General features: G+C 71.9%; 13 protein-coding genes. 3 read left to right on the top strand and 10 right to left on the bottom strand.

Going from position 1 to position 12,866, the window contains the following annotated elements; translation table 11 throughout:
• Positions 1 to 85 precede the first annotated feature (85 nt).
• From ACZ58X_RS13365 to sodN, 5 genes are all read right to left on the bottom strand, one after another.
• Positions 86 to 562, bottom strand: coding sequence for a GNAT family N-acetyltransferase (locus ACZ58X_RS13365; protein ID WP_470333783.1), 477 nt, complete (start codon positions 560 to 562; stop codon positions 86 to 88).
• A 59-nt stretch (positions 563 to 621) separates the two neighbouring features.
• Positions 622 to 1,617 (bottom strand): ABC transporter substrate-binding protein, encoded by a 996-nt coding sequence (locus ACZ58X_RS13360; protein WP_470333782.1) that lies wholly within the window; start codon positions 1,615 to 1,617, stop codon positions 622 to 624.
• A gap of 27 nt (positions 1,618 to 1,644) precedes the next feature.
• Complete coding sequence (locus tag ACZ58X_RS13355) at positions 1,645 to 2,445, bottom strand: ABC transporter ATP-binding protein (RefSeq protein WP_470333781.1); 801 nt, start codon at positions 2,443 to 2,445, stop codon at positions 1,645 to 1,647.
• Entirely contained in the window at positions 2,442 to 3,494 is a 1,053-nt protein-coding gene (locus tag ACZ58X_RS13350) for a FecCD family ABC transporter permease (protein ID WP_470333780.1), read from the bottom strand. The genes ACZ58X_RS13355 and ACZ58X_RS13350 overlap by 4 nt, the downstream gene beginning before the upstream one ends.
• A 342-nt stretch (positions 3,495 to 3,836) precedes the next feature.
• Positions 3,837 to 4,232: a superoxide dismutase, Ni gene (gene sodN, locus ACZ58X_RS13345; RefSeq protein WP_045699892.1), complete on the bottom strand. Its 396-nt coding sequence runs from the start codon at positions 4,230 to 4,232 to the stop codon at positions 3,837 to 3,839.
• A gap of 210 nt (positions 4,233 to 4,442) precedes the next feature.
• On the opposite strand from sodN, the gene sodX reads away from it, so the two are divergent.
• A complete protein-coding gene (sodX, locus tag ACZ58X_RS13340; RefSeq protein ID WP_360233467.1) occupies positions 4,443 to 4,886 on the top strand; it encodes a nickel-type superoxide dismutase maturation protease in 444 nt (147 codons plus the stop codon).
• A 17-nt stretch (positions 4,887 to 4,903) separates the two neighbouring features.
• Here the strand turns inward: sodX and ACZ58X_RS13335 are convergent, their stop codons facing one another.
• The 5 genes from ACZ58X_RS13335 to ACZ58X_RS13315 all read right to left on the bottom strand — a co-directional run bounded on the left by ACZ58X_RS13335 (position 4,904) and on the right by ACZ58X_RS13315 (position 9,761).
• Entirely contained in the window at positions 4,904 to 5,491 is a 588-nt protein-coding gene (locus ACZ58X_RS13335) for a CGNR zinc finger domain-containing protein (RefSeq protein WP_470333779.1), read from the bottom strand.
• A 136-nt stretch (positions 5,492 to 5,627) separates the two neighbouring features.
• Positions 5,628 to 6,431: an amino acid ABC transporter ATP-binding protein gene (locus tag ACZ58X_RS13330; protein ID WP_470333778.1), complete on the bottom strand. Its 804-nt coding sequence runs from the start codon at positions 6,429 to 6,431 to the stop codon at positions 5,628 to 5,630.
• Entirely contained in the window at positions 6,428 to 7,402 is a 975-nt protein-coding gene (locus tag ACZ58X_RS13325) for an amino acid ABC transporter permease (RefSeq protein ID WP_470333777.1), read from the bottom strand. Before ACZ58X_RS13325 ends, ACZ58X_RS13330 begins: the two co-directional genes overlap by 4 nt.
• A 37-nt stretch (positions 7,403 to 7,439) precedes the next feature.
• A complete protein-coding gene (locus ACZ58X_RS13320) occupies positions 7,440 to 8,369 on the bottom strand; it encodes an ABC transporter substrate-binding protein (protein ID WP_470333776.1) in 930 nt (309 codons plus the stop codon).
• Positions 8,370 to 8,834: 465 nt separating this feature from the next.
• Positions 8,835 to 9,761: an ABC transporter substrate-binding protein gene (locus ACZ58X_RS13315; protein WP_470333775.1), complete on the bottom strand. Its 927-nt coding sequence runs from the start codon at positions 9,759 to 9,761 to the stop codon at positions 8,835 to 8,837.
• A 582-nt stretch (positions 9,762 to 10,343) separates the two neighbouring features.
• Here ACZ58X_RS13315 and ACZ58X_RS13310 point away from each other — a divergent pair.
• Positions 10,344 to 11,537: an NAD(P)-dependent malic enzyme gene (locus ACZ58X_RS13310; RefSeq protein WP_470333774.1), complete on the top strand. Its 1,194-nt coding sequence runs from the start codon at positions 10,344 to 10,346 to the stop codon at positions 11,535 to 11,537.
• 278 nt (positions 11,538 to 11,815) lie between these two features.
• The gene (locus ACZ58X_RS13305; protein ID WP_470333773.1) at positions 11,816 to 12,778 is read left to right on the top strand and encodes a zinc-binding dehydrogenase; all 963 of its coding nucleotides are present in this window, start codon (positions 11,816 to 11,818) and stop codon (positions 12,776 to 12,778) included.
• Positions 12,779 to 12,866: the final 88 nt, after the last annotated feature.

Genomic DNA, 12,866 nt, shown 5'->3' with positions numbered 1-12,866 from the left:
CCTCCGCACCCGGTGCGGGAGTTACTCATGGTAAGGCATTGCGACGCAGGGTGGCAGGGGCTTTGCCCGTACTCCGTGCGTGGATTCAACGCTTCCCGGCGGCCGTGAGTGCCTCGTCGGTGAGCCGGTAGACCGACCACCCGTTCATCGGCACCGCGCCGAGCGAGCGGTAGAAGTCGATCGAGGGCTGGTTCCAGTCGAGCACCGACCACTCGACCCGGGCGTAGCCGCGCTCGACGGCGATCCGCGCCAGCTCCAGCAGGAGCGCCTTGCCGTGGCCGCCGCCGCGGGCCTCCGGGCGGACGTAGAGGTCCTCCAGGTAGATCCCGTGGGTGCCGCGCCAGGTCGAGAAGTTGAGGAACCAGAGCGCGAAGCCGACCGGCTCGCCGGTGGCCGGGTCCTCGGCGATCAGGCCGAACAGCGCCGGGGCGGCGCCGAACAGGGCCTCGCGCAGCTGTTCCTCCGTGGCCACCGCCTCCTGGGGGGCCTTCTCGTACTCCGCGAGGTCGCGGATCATGGCCAGGATGACGGGAACATCGGTGACGACGGCGGTGCGGATCATGCCGCGAGCCTACTGCGCGAGCCCCGCCCGGGCCCAGGGCCGATCGGTCGGTGGACGGTTCAGCGGGCCGGGACGGTGCGCAGGAACCCGGCCAGGGTGCTGATCGCGGCCGGGTTGCGCGGGCTCTCGACCAGGTCGACGTAGTCCATGACGAAGATCCGGTCGTTCCTGATCGCGGCGACGTTCGCCAGCGGCGGGAAGGACTTGAGGAACGTCCGCTTCTCCTCGGCGCCCGGCGTCGCGTAGTTGTTGATCACGATCACCTCGGGGTCGCGCCGCACCACGCTCTCCCAGCCGGCGGTGACCCAGGTGTCCGCGAGGTCGCCCATGACGTTGGTCCCGCCGGCCTTGGCGATGATCTCGTTGGCGGCGGCGAACTTCCCGGCGGTGTACGGCTTGTCCTGCCCGCTGTCGTACAGGAAGACGGACGGGCGGCGCTCCGGCTGCGGCACGGCGGCGATGGTGGCCCTGGACTCGGCGATCAGCCTGTCGGCGCGGTCCTCGACGTCGAAGATCGCGCCCAGGTTGGCCAGGTCGGTGTAGAGCGCCTCCAGCGGGTCCATCACCCCGCGCTCGGAGCCCTTGCCGCTGTGGCAGGACTCGCTGAGCACGTAGGAGTCCACGCCGAGCGCCTTGAACGCCTGCGGGGTGACCCCGCTGCCCTCGTCGAAGCCGTAGTGCCAGCCGGCGAACACCAGGTCGGCCTTGGCGTCCAGGGCGATCTCCTTGGTGAGCACCTTCTTGGAGAGCCAGGTGGTCTGCTGGTAGCCGTCCTTCCAGGCCACCTTGTCGACCTGCCCCTTGTCGTCGGGCATCACGTAGCCGGCCATCCGGTCGGCGAGGCCGAGGGAGAGCATCAGTTCGGTGATGTTGACGTCGTTGGTCACCACCCGGGCGGGCTTCCGCGCGAAGGTGAGCCGCTCGCCGCAGTTCGTCACGGTCACCGGGTAGTGGGCGGAGGCGGTGGTGGCGCCCGGCCCGGGGGCGATCTCGGCGCCGCAGGCGGTCAGCCCGAGGGTGAGCAGGGCGGTGGCGGCAACGGCCTTGGTGCGCATACGAGTTCCTCGGGGATTCGCGGGGGGTCAGGTGAGACGGTCGAACAGCAGCTGGAGGGCGCCGGTCCCGGGGTGGCGGACGGGGGTGGCCCGGACGCCGAACACCTCGGCCAGCAGCTCGGGCCGGAGCACCTCGTGGGGCTCCCCGGCGGCGACGATCCGGCCGGCCTCCAGCACGTACAGCCGGTCGCAGTGGCCCGCCGCGAGGTTGAGGTCGTGCAGCGCGGTGAGCACCGTCGGCCCGGCCTCGCGGGCGAGCGCCAGCACCTCCAACTGGTGCGCGATGTCCAGGTGGTTGGTGGGCTCGTCCAGCACCAGCAGGCGCGGTTCCTGGACGAGGGCGCGGGCGATCAGCACCCGCTGCTTCTCGCCGCCGGACAGGCTCGGGAAGGCGCGTTCGGCGAGGTGGTCGGCCCGGACCCGGCGCAGCGCGGCGGCGCAGCGCTCCCGGTCCCCGGCGGTCGGGCCGGCGCCGAGGCCGCGCCGGTGCGGCAGCCGGCCCATGGCGACCACCTCGGCCACCGTGAACTCGAACTCGGCGGGGTGCTCCTGGGTCAGCGCGGCCACCCGGCGGGCGGTGTCCCGGGCGGTGAGCGCGTGCAGGTCGTCGCCGGCCAGCCGGACGGTCCCGCCGGCCGGGCGCAGCACCCGGTAGACGCAGCGCAGCAGGGTCGACTTGCCGCTGCCGTTCGGGCCGATCAGCCCGATCACCTGCCCGGCGGCGGCCGCCAGGCTGACCTCGTGGACCAGCCGGGCGCCGGCCAGTTCCACCGAGACGCCGTCGACGCGCAGTTCCTCCGCGCCGGTCGACGGGGTCGGGGCCGTCATCGCCGGCCTTCGAAGGCCTGGCCGCGGCGGCGCATCATCAGCAGGAAGGCGGGCACCCCGAGCACCGCGGTGAACACCCCGACGGGCAGTTCGGCGGGCGCCAGCAGGGTGCGGGAGGCGATGTCCACCCAGACCAGCAGCAATGCCCCGGCGAGCGGCGCGATCACCAGCACCCGGCGGTGCCCGGCGCCGACCAGCATCCGGGCCAAGTGCGGCATCAGCAGTCCGACGAAGCCGATCGCCCCGCTGACGGCGACCACGGTGCCGGTGACGGCGGCGGTGACCACGAACAGTTCCCGGCGCAGCCGGTCCGGGTCGACGCCGAGCGAGGCGGAGGTCTCGTCGCCCATCGCGAGCGCGTCCAACCGCCCGGCGGCGCAGGCCAGGTAGGCCAGTCCGGCCAGCACGGTGCCGGCCGCGATCGGCACCGAGCCCCAGGTGGCGCCGCCGAGGCTGCCGAGCAGCCACATCATGGCGTCCCGGGCGGCCTCGGCGTGGTCGGCGGAGAAGACCATCAGGGTGGTCAGGGCGGAGAAGCCGTAGGAGAGCGCGGTGCCGGTGAGCACCAGCCGCAGCGGGGTGAGCCCGTACGCGGTGCGGGCGGCGAGGTAGACCAGCACCATGGCGAGCAGCGCGGAGCCGAACGCGGAGACCGAGATCGCCCACACCCCGAGCGAGGCGAAGGCGCCGAGCAGCAGGACGGCGTTGGCGCCGACGGCGGCGCCGGAGGAGATGCCGAGCACGAAGGGGTCGGCGAGGGCGTTGCGCACCAGGGCCTGGACGGCGACCCCGGTGGCGGCGAGCCCGCCGCCGACCACGGCGGCCAGCAGGGTGCGCGGCAGCCGGAGTTCCCAGACGATCGCGTACGCCGCCGCGTCGCCCGCGTCCAGCCGGCCGCCGGTCAGTCCGGCGACCAACAGCCGCAGGACGTCCGGGAGTTCGATCCCGGAGGCGCCGAACGCGACCCCGCAGACCAGGGAGAGCAGCAGGGCGGCGGCGAGGCCGAGGGCGAGCGGGAGGGTCGGTATTCGGCGGACGGGGTCACTCACGTGCGGGCGCGCCTTGCCTCGGGCCGCGGGTGTGCCGGGGCGGGCGCCGGCCGGGGGCGGCCCCGGGCGCCTTCCCCTCGCAGTCCACGGCGAGTTGTCGGGAGTTCAGCGGCCGGGGGCGATCGGGCTGGCCCGGCCCCGGGACCGCGGGCCGTGCTCACCGTTGCGGGTCAGCGCCGGACTCTCACCGGACTTCCCCCTCGGACGCCCTGGCAGCATAACAGCCACTCAGGCTAGGCAACCCTTACCGGGGTCCGTTTCCGGGGCGGGCCGGCCCGGGAACGCACGACCGCCCCCGTCCGACGGTGCGGACGGGGGCGGCCGGGTGGCGACGCGTCAGGCTCAGGCCTGCTTGGTCTCCCAGAAGATCTTGTCGACCTCGGCGATCAGGTCCAGCAGGGCCTGGCCGGTGGCCGGGTCGGTGGACGCCTTGGCGGCCGAGGCGGCCTTCAGGGTGTCGTTGATCAGCTGGTGCAGCTGCGGGTACTTCTCGAAGTGCGGGGCCTTGAAGTAGTCGCTCCACAGCACCGAGATGTGGTGCTTGACGGCCTCGGCGCGCTGCTCCTTGATGATGATGGCGCGGGCGCGGAAGTGCGGGTCCTCGTTGGCCTGGTACTTCTCCTGGGTGGCCTTGACCGACTCGGCCTCCAGCTTGGCCTGGGCCGGGTCGTAGACACCGCACGGCAGGTCGCAGTGGGCGTGAGCAGTGGCACGCGGTGCAAACAGACGAGAGAACATGGGAGTCCTTCCTTAGATCGTCTTCCCGCGCCCGAGATTACCCTTCCGGCCTCCGGGTTTCGCGGCCGGGCGGTGGGCCTAGGGCAAAAGACGGACCCGGAACCGGGGTAATCCGGACATCGAACGGAGCGGTGGCCGGAGTCGTCCGGACATCGAACGGATGACGGTCCGTACGGCAGACTGGGGGCGGTCGGTCCGGGAGGAGGAGCCATGGCGCGGAGCACGGAGCCGCAGGGCGGCGGGCCGGGCGGCGCGGTGCCGTTCGGGCTGGTCGACGTCTCGGGCCCGTCGATGGTCCCGACCCTGCGCGAGGGCGACCAGCTGCTGGTCCGCTACGGCGCGCCGATCCGGCCCGGTGCGGTGGTGCTGTTCCGGCACCCGTTCCAGCAGGACCTGCTGGTGGTGAAGCGGGCCGCCGAGCGCCGTCCGAAGGGCTGGTGGCTGCTGTCCGACAACCGTCCGGTGGACAGCGACAGCCGCAGCTACGGCCCGGTCCCGGACGAGCTGGTGCTCGGCCGGGTGCTGCTGCGGCTGCGGCCGAGCCCCGCCTGGCTGGCGCCGGGCCGCGGGCTGGAGCGGCTGCTGCTCGGCCCCCGGCTGGCCCGGGTGCCGGGCCTGGCCCGCCGGTTCGGGGTCTTCGTCGACGAGCCCTGAGGGCGGCAGGCCAGGGCCTACCGTCCGTTGCCGAGCGCGGCCTCGGCCTCCAGCCGCTTGCGGGCCCGGTACGCGGCGACGTTGGCGCGGGTCGCGCAGCGGTCGGAGCAGTAGCGGCGGGAGCGGTTGGTCGAGGTGTCCAGGTAGGCGTTGCGGCACGGCGCGGCCTGGCAGATGCCGAGCCGGTCGGCGCCCAGCTCGGTGAGGTGCACGGCCAGGCCCATGCAGGCGACGGCGCTGAAGTGCGCGGTGGCGGTGGGTGAGTTGTCGGCGAGGTGCAGGTGCCAGCGCGGCCGGCCGGCGTCGTCCAGGTAGTCGTGCCCGGAGACCAGCGGGCTGACGGGGTACTCCATCAGCAGGCTGTTCAGCAGGTCGACGGACCGGATCTCGTCCCCTTCGGCGGCGGCCTCGAACACCCCGCGCAGCCTGGTCCGCACCGCCCGCAGCCGGGGCACGTCGGACTCGTCGGCCAGCGCGGCGGCGCGGGAGGAGTCGGAGAACAGGGCGCGTACGGCGTCCACCGAGGTCAGCGTGTCGGTGCCGCGCTCGGGTTCCTCGGTGTTCACCAGCCGAACGGCGAGATCGGCGTACGAGGCGAGCTCCACGGCGGTCCTTCCAGTGGTTGCGGTAACGGGCCCGGATCGTTTCGGTAACGGGCTGAGTGCTTCCAGCCTATTACCCGGCTGGGGAAAACGTCGGCGCCCGGCAGGAAGTCGTCTGCCGGGCGCCGACCGTACGGGCTCAGAGCACCTTGGAGAGGAAGGCCCTGGTGCGCTCGTGCTGGGGGTTGGTGAGCACCTCGCGGGGGTTGCCGGACTCGACCACCACACCGCCGTCCATGAACACCAGCGCGTCGCCGACCTCGCGGGCGAAGCCCATCTCGTGGGTCACGACCACCATCGTCATGCCCTCCTCGGCCAGTCCGCGCATGACGTCCAGGACGTCGCCGACCAGCTCCGGGTCGAGCGCCGAGGTGGGCTCGTCGAAGAGCATCAGCTTGGGCTTCATGGCCAGCGCGCGGGCGATCGCCACGCGCTGCTGCTGGCCGCCGGACAGCTGCGAGGGGTAGTTCTTCGCCTTGTCGGCCAGGCCGACCCGCTCCAGCAGGGCCATCGCGCGCTCCCGGGCCTCGGCCTTGCTCTCGCCCTTGACCTGGACCGGCGCCTCGATGACGTTCTCCATGGCGGTCATGTGCGGGAACAGGTTGAAGCGCTGGAAGACCATGCCGATGTCGCGCCGCTTGAGGGCGACCTCGCGGTCCTTGAGCTCGTGGAGCTTGTCGCCCTTCTGCCGGTAGCCGACCAGTTCGCCGTCCACCCAGAGGCGGCCGCCGTTGATCTTCTCCAGGTGGTTGATGCACCGCAGGAAGGTCGACTTGCCGGAGCCGGACGGGCCGATGAGGCAGAACACCTCGCCCTGCTTGACCTCCAGGTCGATGCCCTTGAGCACCTCGACCAGGCCGTAGGACTTGTGCACGTTCTCGGCCCGGACCATCGGCTCACCGGTGGGCGCGGAGTCGGTGGGGGTCTTGCTCAGATCGGTCATACGTGACCACCTCCCTCGAGCCCCGGGACGACGTCGGCGGTGGTCTTCGGGGCGGGCTTCCCGGCGAACAGGCCCCGCAGTCGCTGCAGCGGCGTGGGCGGGAGGGTGCGGTTGGAACCTCGGGCGTAGTGGCGCTCGATGTAGTACTGACCGATGGTCAGCACCGAGGTGAAGAACAGGTACCAGAGGCTGACCACGATCAGCAGCGGGATGTTCTGGTAGTTCCGGGAGTAGATGACCTGGCCGGCCCGGAAGATCTCCTCCAGGGAGATCACGGAGACCAGCGAGGTGGTCTTGAGCATCGAGATGGTCTCGTTGCCGGTCGGCGGGATGATCACCCGCATGGCCTGCGGCAGGACGATCCGCCGCATGGTCTGGAACCGGCTCATCCCGAGCGCGTGGGCGGCCTCGGTCTGGCCCTCGTCGACCGACTGGATGCCGCCGCGGACGATCTCCGCCATGTAGGCGGCCTCGTTGAGGCCGAGGCCCAGCAGGGCGGCGACGAAGGTCGGGATCAGGACGTTGGTCTCGCCGGACCAGAACTCCGGGCCCCACGGGACGCCGATCGACAGCTTGGCCCAGATCAGGCCGAGGAAGTTCCAGAACACCAGCTGCACCAGGACCGGGGTGCCGCGGAAGATCCAGATGTAGACCCAGGCGGTGCCGGCCAGCAGCGGGTTCGGGGAGAGCCGCATCACCGCGAGGATGACGCCGCCGACCACACCCATGAGCATGGAGAGGGCGGTCAGCTCCAGCGTCACGAGCAGCCCGTGCATGATGCTGTCGTGGAACAGGTACTGCCCGACGATGTCCCACTTGAAAGCGGGGTTGGTGAAGAGGGCGCTCAGCAGCATCGCCGCGAGCAGGGCGATGACGACGGCGCCCGCCCAGCGTCCGGGGTGGCGGACCGGGACGGCCTTGATGATCTCAGGCCGTCCCTTCGGCGCCGTCCCCTTGTCCAGAGAGTTCACGGTGTGGCCTCGGGGGAGAGATGAAGCGTACGAGGGGTCAGCTGACGGCGCCGTTGACGGTCGACTTGTCGATGGCACCGGACTCGACGCCCCACTTGGCGAGGATCTGCTTGTAGGTGCCGTCGTCGATCAGCGACTGGATGGCGCCCTGGACGGCCGGGGTGAGCTTGGAGCCCTTGGCGAGGGCGACGCCGTAGGGGGCCACGCCGTAGGTGTCGCCGAGCTTCTCCAGCTGCCCGCCGGACTGCTTGATCGCGTAGTCGACGACCTGGGAGTCGGCCATCATCGCGTCGTCGCGGCCGGAGACCACGGCGTTGGTGACGTCCGTCTGGAGGTCGAACTTGTCGCCCTCGTTCTGGATGCCCGGCTTGCCGGCCTTGGTGCAGTCCGGGTTGCGGGTGTCCTTGATCTCGTCGGCCTGGGTGGTGCCGGTCTGGACGGCGACCTTCTTGCCGCAGAGGTCCTTCGGGTCGACCTTGCCCGGGTTGCCCTTCTTGACCGCGATGGCGCTGCCCGAGTTGAAGTAGGTCACCATGTCGACGACCTGCTCGCGCTCCTTGTTGTCCGTGAAGGACGACATGCCGAGCTGGAACTTGTTCGACTGGATGCCGGGGATGATCGCGGTGAAGCCGGAGTCCTGGACCTCGGCCTTGAGGCCGAGCTTGGCGGCGATCGCGTTGGCGAGGTCGACGTCCATGCCGATGACCTTGCCGCTGTCGTCCTTGAACTCGTCCGGCGCGTACGAGGCGTCCGCGCCGACCAGGAGCTTCCCGGCCGACTTGACGTCGGCCGGGACGAGGGCGGCCAGCTTGTCGTCGGCCTTGACCGTGTTCACGGTCGCGGAGGCGTTGGGGGCGCCACTGCCGTCGCTGCTCTTGCTGCTGCTACAGCCGGTCAGCGCCAGGGACACGGACACGGCAGCCACGCCGGCCGCGAAGAGGCGGGTGCGCTGGGTACGGACGGTCATGAGGGGGATCTCCTCCTGGGGAGAGAAATCGGGCGGAGCGCGCCGCGGGAGCGGCGCACCGGGGCAGCTGGCCGTACGGAGCCGTACGGGTGGTCACTCGCTGTACGTCGTCGTACGTGCGTTGCCGGGTGGTGCAGTTGCCTGGGCGCAGGTGGCCGCCCAGGGTGGTGCGGGTACTGCTTCCGCCACCCTCCGCCGAGGTGGACGTCGACCTGAACCGCCTCGACCGGTGGTCGGCTCGATCCGAGATGGGGGGAATCCTGCCATCTGATGACGGTCAGGTGGCCCTCATCCAGATCAAAATCGGATAACGAGGGCTCGTGCTGTCCGCTATTCGGACGGATCGCGTGCCCCTGTCACCCTGCGTATAAGTATGCAGATCCGGCTGTGCTGTTCCCGGACGCCCCGCCGCTGCCCCGCCCGTTCCCCGCCCGTTCCCGCCCGTGCCCCGCCGCTCCGCTCCGGTCAGATGCCCCCGTTGACCACCGCGTTCTGCGCCGCGCCCGCGCTCACGTTCCACTTGGCGAGGATCTTGTCGTACTCGCCGCTGCGGATCAGCTGGTCCACCGCCTTGGAGAGGGTGTCGCGCAGCTCGGTGTCCTCCTTGCGGACCGCGATGCCGTACGGGTTGGAGGTGGACTGGGCCCCGGTCACCTCGAAGCGGCCCCCGCCGTCGGTGGTCTTCGCCGCGTAGGCGGCCACCGGGAAGTCGTTCAGCCCGGCCGCGGCGGTGCCGGAGGCGACCTCGGCCAGCGCCTTGGCGTCGGTGTCGAAGCGGTGCACGGTCAGCTGCTTGCCGGCGCGCGAGCAGACGGCGACCTGCCGGGTGGCGATCTCGTCCTGGGTGGTGCCCTGCTGGAAGGCGATCGTCCGGCCGCACAGGTCGTCCAGGGTCCGGATCCCCTTGGGGTTGCCCTTCGGGACGACGATCGAGGTCCCGGCGATGAAGTAGTCGACGAAGTCGACGCCCGGGTTGACCTGCTTGCCGTCGGCGTCCAGGCCCTCGCGGCGGGCGCGGACGTCGCTGAGCGCGGACATCGCCACGTCGAACTGCTTGCCCTGGAGGTTCGGTATCAGCTTGTCGAAGGGGGTGTCCACGAACTCGACCCGCACGTCGAGGATCCGGCCGAGGGCGGCGGCGAGCTCCGGGTCGAGGCCGGCCGGCTTGCCGTCCGGACCGCGGAACTCCACCGGCGCGTAGTTGACGTCCATGCCGACGCGCAGCACGCCGGCGGAGCGCTGGGCCTTCGGCAGCTTGCCGCGGACGTCCTTGACCGGGTCGCTCGCGGCGGCCTGCCCGCCACCGCCGCAACCGGTGAGCAGCAGGGCGCCGGCGGCGGCCAGGGCGGCCGCGGCGAAGGCCGGGCGACGGGCGGGAGGGAGGTGAGGCATGAGGGTGCTCCTGAGGGCGGAACCGTGGTCGCCGCGGTGTCGCGCGGGTGTACGCGGAACGGCGGACAAGCGATCCTGCCATCCCGCCCTGCCGGGCCCGGCAGCGGGTGTGTCAGAATTCGGTACCGGGTGACCCCCGAACGCTCGAACCAGACCGACGAGCCCCGACAGGCTCGGGGTGTCCAGGACCGGAAGTCATCACGTGGCTCCGTATCCGGGGCACCGATCCCCTGCGGATCTGCGTTCACACTTGCGGGTGCGCGTGCCTCAGCGCCGTTGCCGCCGCCGGAGCCCGGCGCTTCCGACACCGGGCCCCAGCCGACGCGACAGCACGGCGATGAACTGCGCGTGACGAGGACGAAAAGGCATAGGTGCGATGCCTTGGTCCGACCTACGCTCGGCCCGGTAGCACAAGCGGACAACACAAGACCCCATAAAAACCCTCATCCGAGGGCGCCACCCGACGGCAGCGCCCCCGCCCCGACCCCGGGTCCGCTCAGGCGTACCCGGTTTCCGGCTTACGGCCGGGGCGCCCAGTCCGTCGGCCGCGCACCTCGCCGGAACAATGACGAAGAGGTCATCGTGGCAGCGGAGATCATCAGCAGCACCCAGGACACCGACGATCCGGTCGACGCCGTTTTCGCGCTCCACCGCGGCGGCAAGATGGAGATCCGGGCGACCGTGCCGGTGCGCGACGCGGACGACCTGTCCCTCGCCTACACCCCCGGTGTCGCCCGGGTCTGCACGGCCATCGCCGAGCAGCCGGAGCTGGTCAACGACTACACCTGGAAGGCCAACACCGTCGCGGTGGTCACCGACGGAACCGCCGTGCTGGGCCTGGGCGACATCGGCCCGGAGGCCTCGCTCCCCGTGATGGAGGGCAAGGCCATCCTGTTCAAGCAGTTCGGCGGGGTGGACGCGGTGCCGATCGCGCTCGCCTGCACCGAGGTGGACGAGATCGTCGAGACGGTGGTCCGGCTGGCCCCGTCCTTCGGCGGCGTCAACCTGGAGGACATCTCCGCGCCCCGCTGCTTCGAGATCGAGCGCCGGCTCCAGGACGCCCTGGACATCCCGGTCTTCCACGACGACCAGCACGGCACCGCGATCGTCACCACCGCCGCCCTGTGGAACGCCGCCAAGGTGACCGGCCGGGAGATCGGCTCGCTGCGGGCCGTGATCTCCGGCGCCGGTGCGGCCGGCATCGCCATCGCCAAGATGCTGCTGGCGGCGGGCATCGGCGACGTCTCCGTGTGCGACCGCAAGGGCGTGGTCTACCGGGGCCGCGAGGACCTGACCGACGTCAAGGCCGAGATCGCCGAGCTGACCAACCGTTCGCAGCTCAAGGGCTCGCTGGCCGATGCGCTGGCCGGCGCCGACGTGTTCATCGGCGTCTCCGGCGGCACCGTGCCGGAGGAGGTCGTGGCGACCATGGCCGAGGGCGCGTTCATCTTCGCGATGGCCAACCCCAACCCGGAGATCCACCCCGAGGTGGCGCACAAGTACGCGGCGGTCGTCGCCACCGGGCGCAGCGACTTCCCGAACCAGATCAACAACGTGCTGGCCTTCCCGGGCATCTTCGCCGGCGCCCTCCAGGTGCGGGCCTCCCGGATCACCGAGGGCATGAAGCTGGCCGCCGCCAAGGCGCTGGCCGCCGTGGTGGCCGACGAGCTGACGCCGCAGAAGGTCATCCCCTCGCCGTTCGACGAGCGGGTCGCCCCGGCGGTCACCAAGGCCGTGGCCGAGGCCGCCCGCGCGGAGGGTGTCGCCCGGATCTGACGACCGGGCACCAGCCCCCGGGGCCGGGGGAGCGGGCCGGCCACGACGGCCGCTCCCCCGCCCCCCGAGCCGAAGGGCGCGCCGCTGCCGAAAGGATGGGCCCCTCCTGCCCGCCGGCGGGCAAGGAGGGCGAGCGACGAGCGAGGCACGAGCGCCGGAGCGACGACCGTCGGCAGCGGGTCCGAGCGCCCGGAGGCGAGCGGGGGAGTAACAGCCGGGACACGCGTCACACCCACGCGTGGTTCCCGGCCCCGGCCGTCCCGGCTAGTGTCCGGGGCATGTTTGCTGCCTATGCCGCCCGTATCGACGCCGACGACCCGCTGAGCGGGCTGGAGTTGGGCGAACTCCCCGAGCCGCAGGCCCGTCCCGGGTGGAGCGTGGTCACGGTCCGGGCCGCCAGCCTCAACCACCACGACCTGTGGTCGCTGCGCGGAGTCGGCCTGCCCGCCGAGAAGCTGCCGATGATCCTCGGCTGTGACGCCGCCGGTATCGACGAGGACGGCAACGAGGTGGTCGTCCACTCGGTGATCGGCCAGTCCGGCCACGGGGTGGGCCCCGAGGAGCCCCGGTCCATCCTGACCGAGCGTTACCAGGGCACCTTCGCCCAGCGGGTGGCCGTGCCCACCTGGAACCTGCTGCCCAAGCCGGCCGAACTGAGCTTCGAGGAGGCCGCCTGCCTGCCCACGGCCTGGCTGACGGCGTACCGGATGCTGTTCACCAACGCCGGGGTCAGGCCCGGGGACACGGTGCTGGTGCAGGGCGCCGGCGGCGGGGTGTCGACCGCGCTGATCGTGCTCGGCAAGGCGGCCGGCCTGCGGGTCTGGGTCACCGGACGGGACGAGGCCAAGCGTGACCGGGCGGTCGGGCTCGGCGCGGACGCGGCCTTCGAGAGCGGCGCCCGGCTGCCCGCCCGGGTGGACGCGGTGATGGAGACGGTCGGCGCCGCGACCTGGTCGCACTCGGTGAAGTCGCTGCGCCCGGGCGGCACCATCGTCATCTCGGGTGCCACCTCCGGCCCCAGCCCGAAGGCCGCCGAGCTGAACCGGATCTTCTTCCTGGAGCTCAAGGTGGTCGGTTCGACCATGGGCACCAAGGAGGAGCTGGCCGGGCTGCTGGCCCTGTGCGCCAACACCGGGGTCCGCCCGGTGATCGACTCGGTGCTGCCGCTGGCCGAGGCCCGGGACGGCTTCGCCCGGCTCGCCAAGGGCGAGGTCTTCGGCAAGATCGTGCTCAACCCCTGACGCGCGGCGGGGAGGGGGGGGGGGGGGGGGGGGGGGGGGGGGGGGGGGGGGGGGGGGGGGGGGGGGGGGGGGGGGGGGCGAGGTTTGT

It is taken from the genome of Kitasatospora sp. NPDC040550 (assembly GCF_055594965.1).
This window is presented reverse-complemented; position numbering and strand designations above follow the sequence as displayed.

Bases quoted from the DNA above. Each gene is read 5' to 3' on its own strand.
- ACZ58X_RS13365 (WP_470333783.1), bottom strand. From the start codon at position 562: ATGATCCGCACCGCCGTCGTCACCGATGTTCCCGTCATCCTGGCCATG.
- ACZ58X_RS13360 (WP_470333782.1), bottom strand. From the start codon at position 1,617: ATGCGCACCAAGGCCGTTGCCGCCACCGCCCTGCTCACCCTCGGGCTG.
- ACZ58X_RS13305 (WP_470333773.1), top strand. From the start codon at position 11,816: ATGTTTGCTGCCTATGCCGCCCGTATCGACGCCGACGACCCGCTGAGC.
- ACZ58X_RS13320 (WP_470333776.1), bottom strand. From the start codon at position 8,369: ATGACCGTCCGTACCCAGCGCACCCGCCTCTTCGCGGCCGGCGTGGCT.
- ACZ58X_RS13355 (WP_470333781.1), bottom strand. From the start codon at position 2,445: ATGACGGCCCCGACCCCGTCGACCGGCGCGGAGGAACTGCGCGTCGAC.
- sodX (WP_360233467.1), top strand. From the start codon at position 4,443: ATGGCGCGGAGCACGGAGCCGCAGGGCGGCGGGCCGGGCGGCGCGGTG.
- sodN (WP_045699892.1), bottom strand. From the start codon at position 4,232: ATGTTCTCTCGTCTGTTTGCACCGCGTGCCACTGCTCACGCCCACTGC.
- ACZ58X_RS13315 (WP_470333775.1), bottom strand. From the start codon at position 9,761: ATGCCTCACCTCCCTCCCGCCCGTCGCCCGGCCTTCGCCGCGGCCGCC.
- ACZ58X_RS13330 (WP_470333778.1), bottom strand. From the start codon at position 6,431: ATGACCGATCTGAGCAAGACCCCCACCGACTCCGCGCCCACCGGTGAG.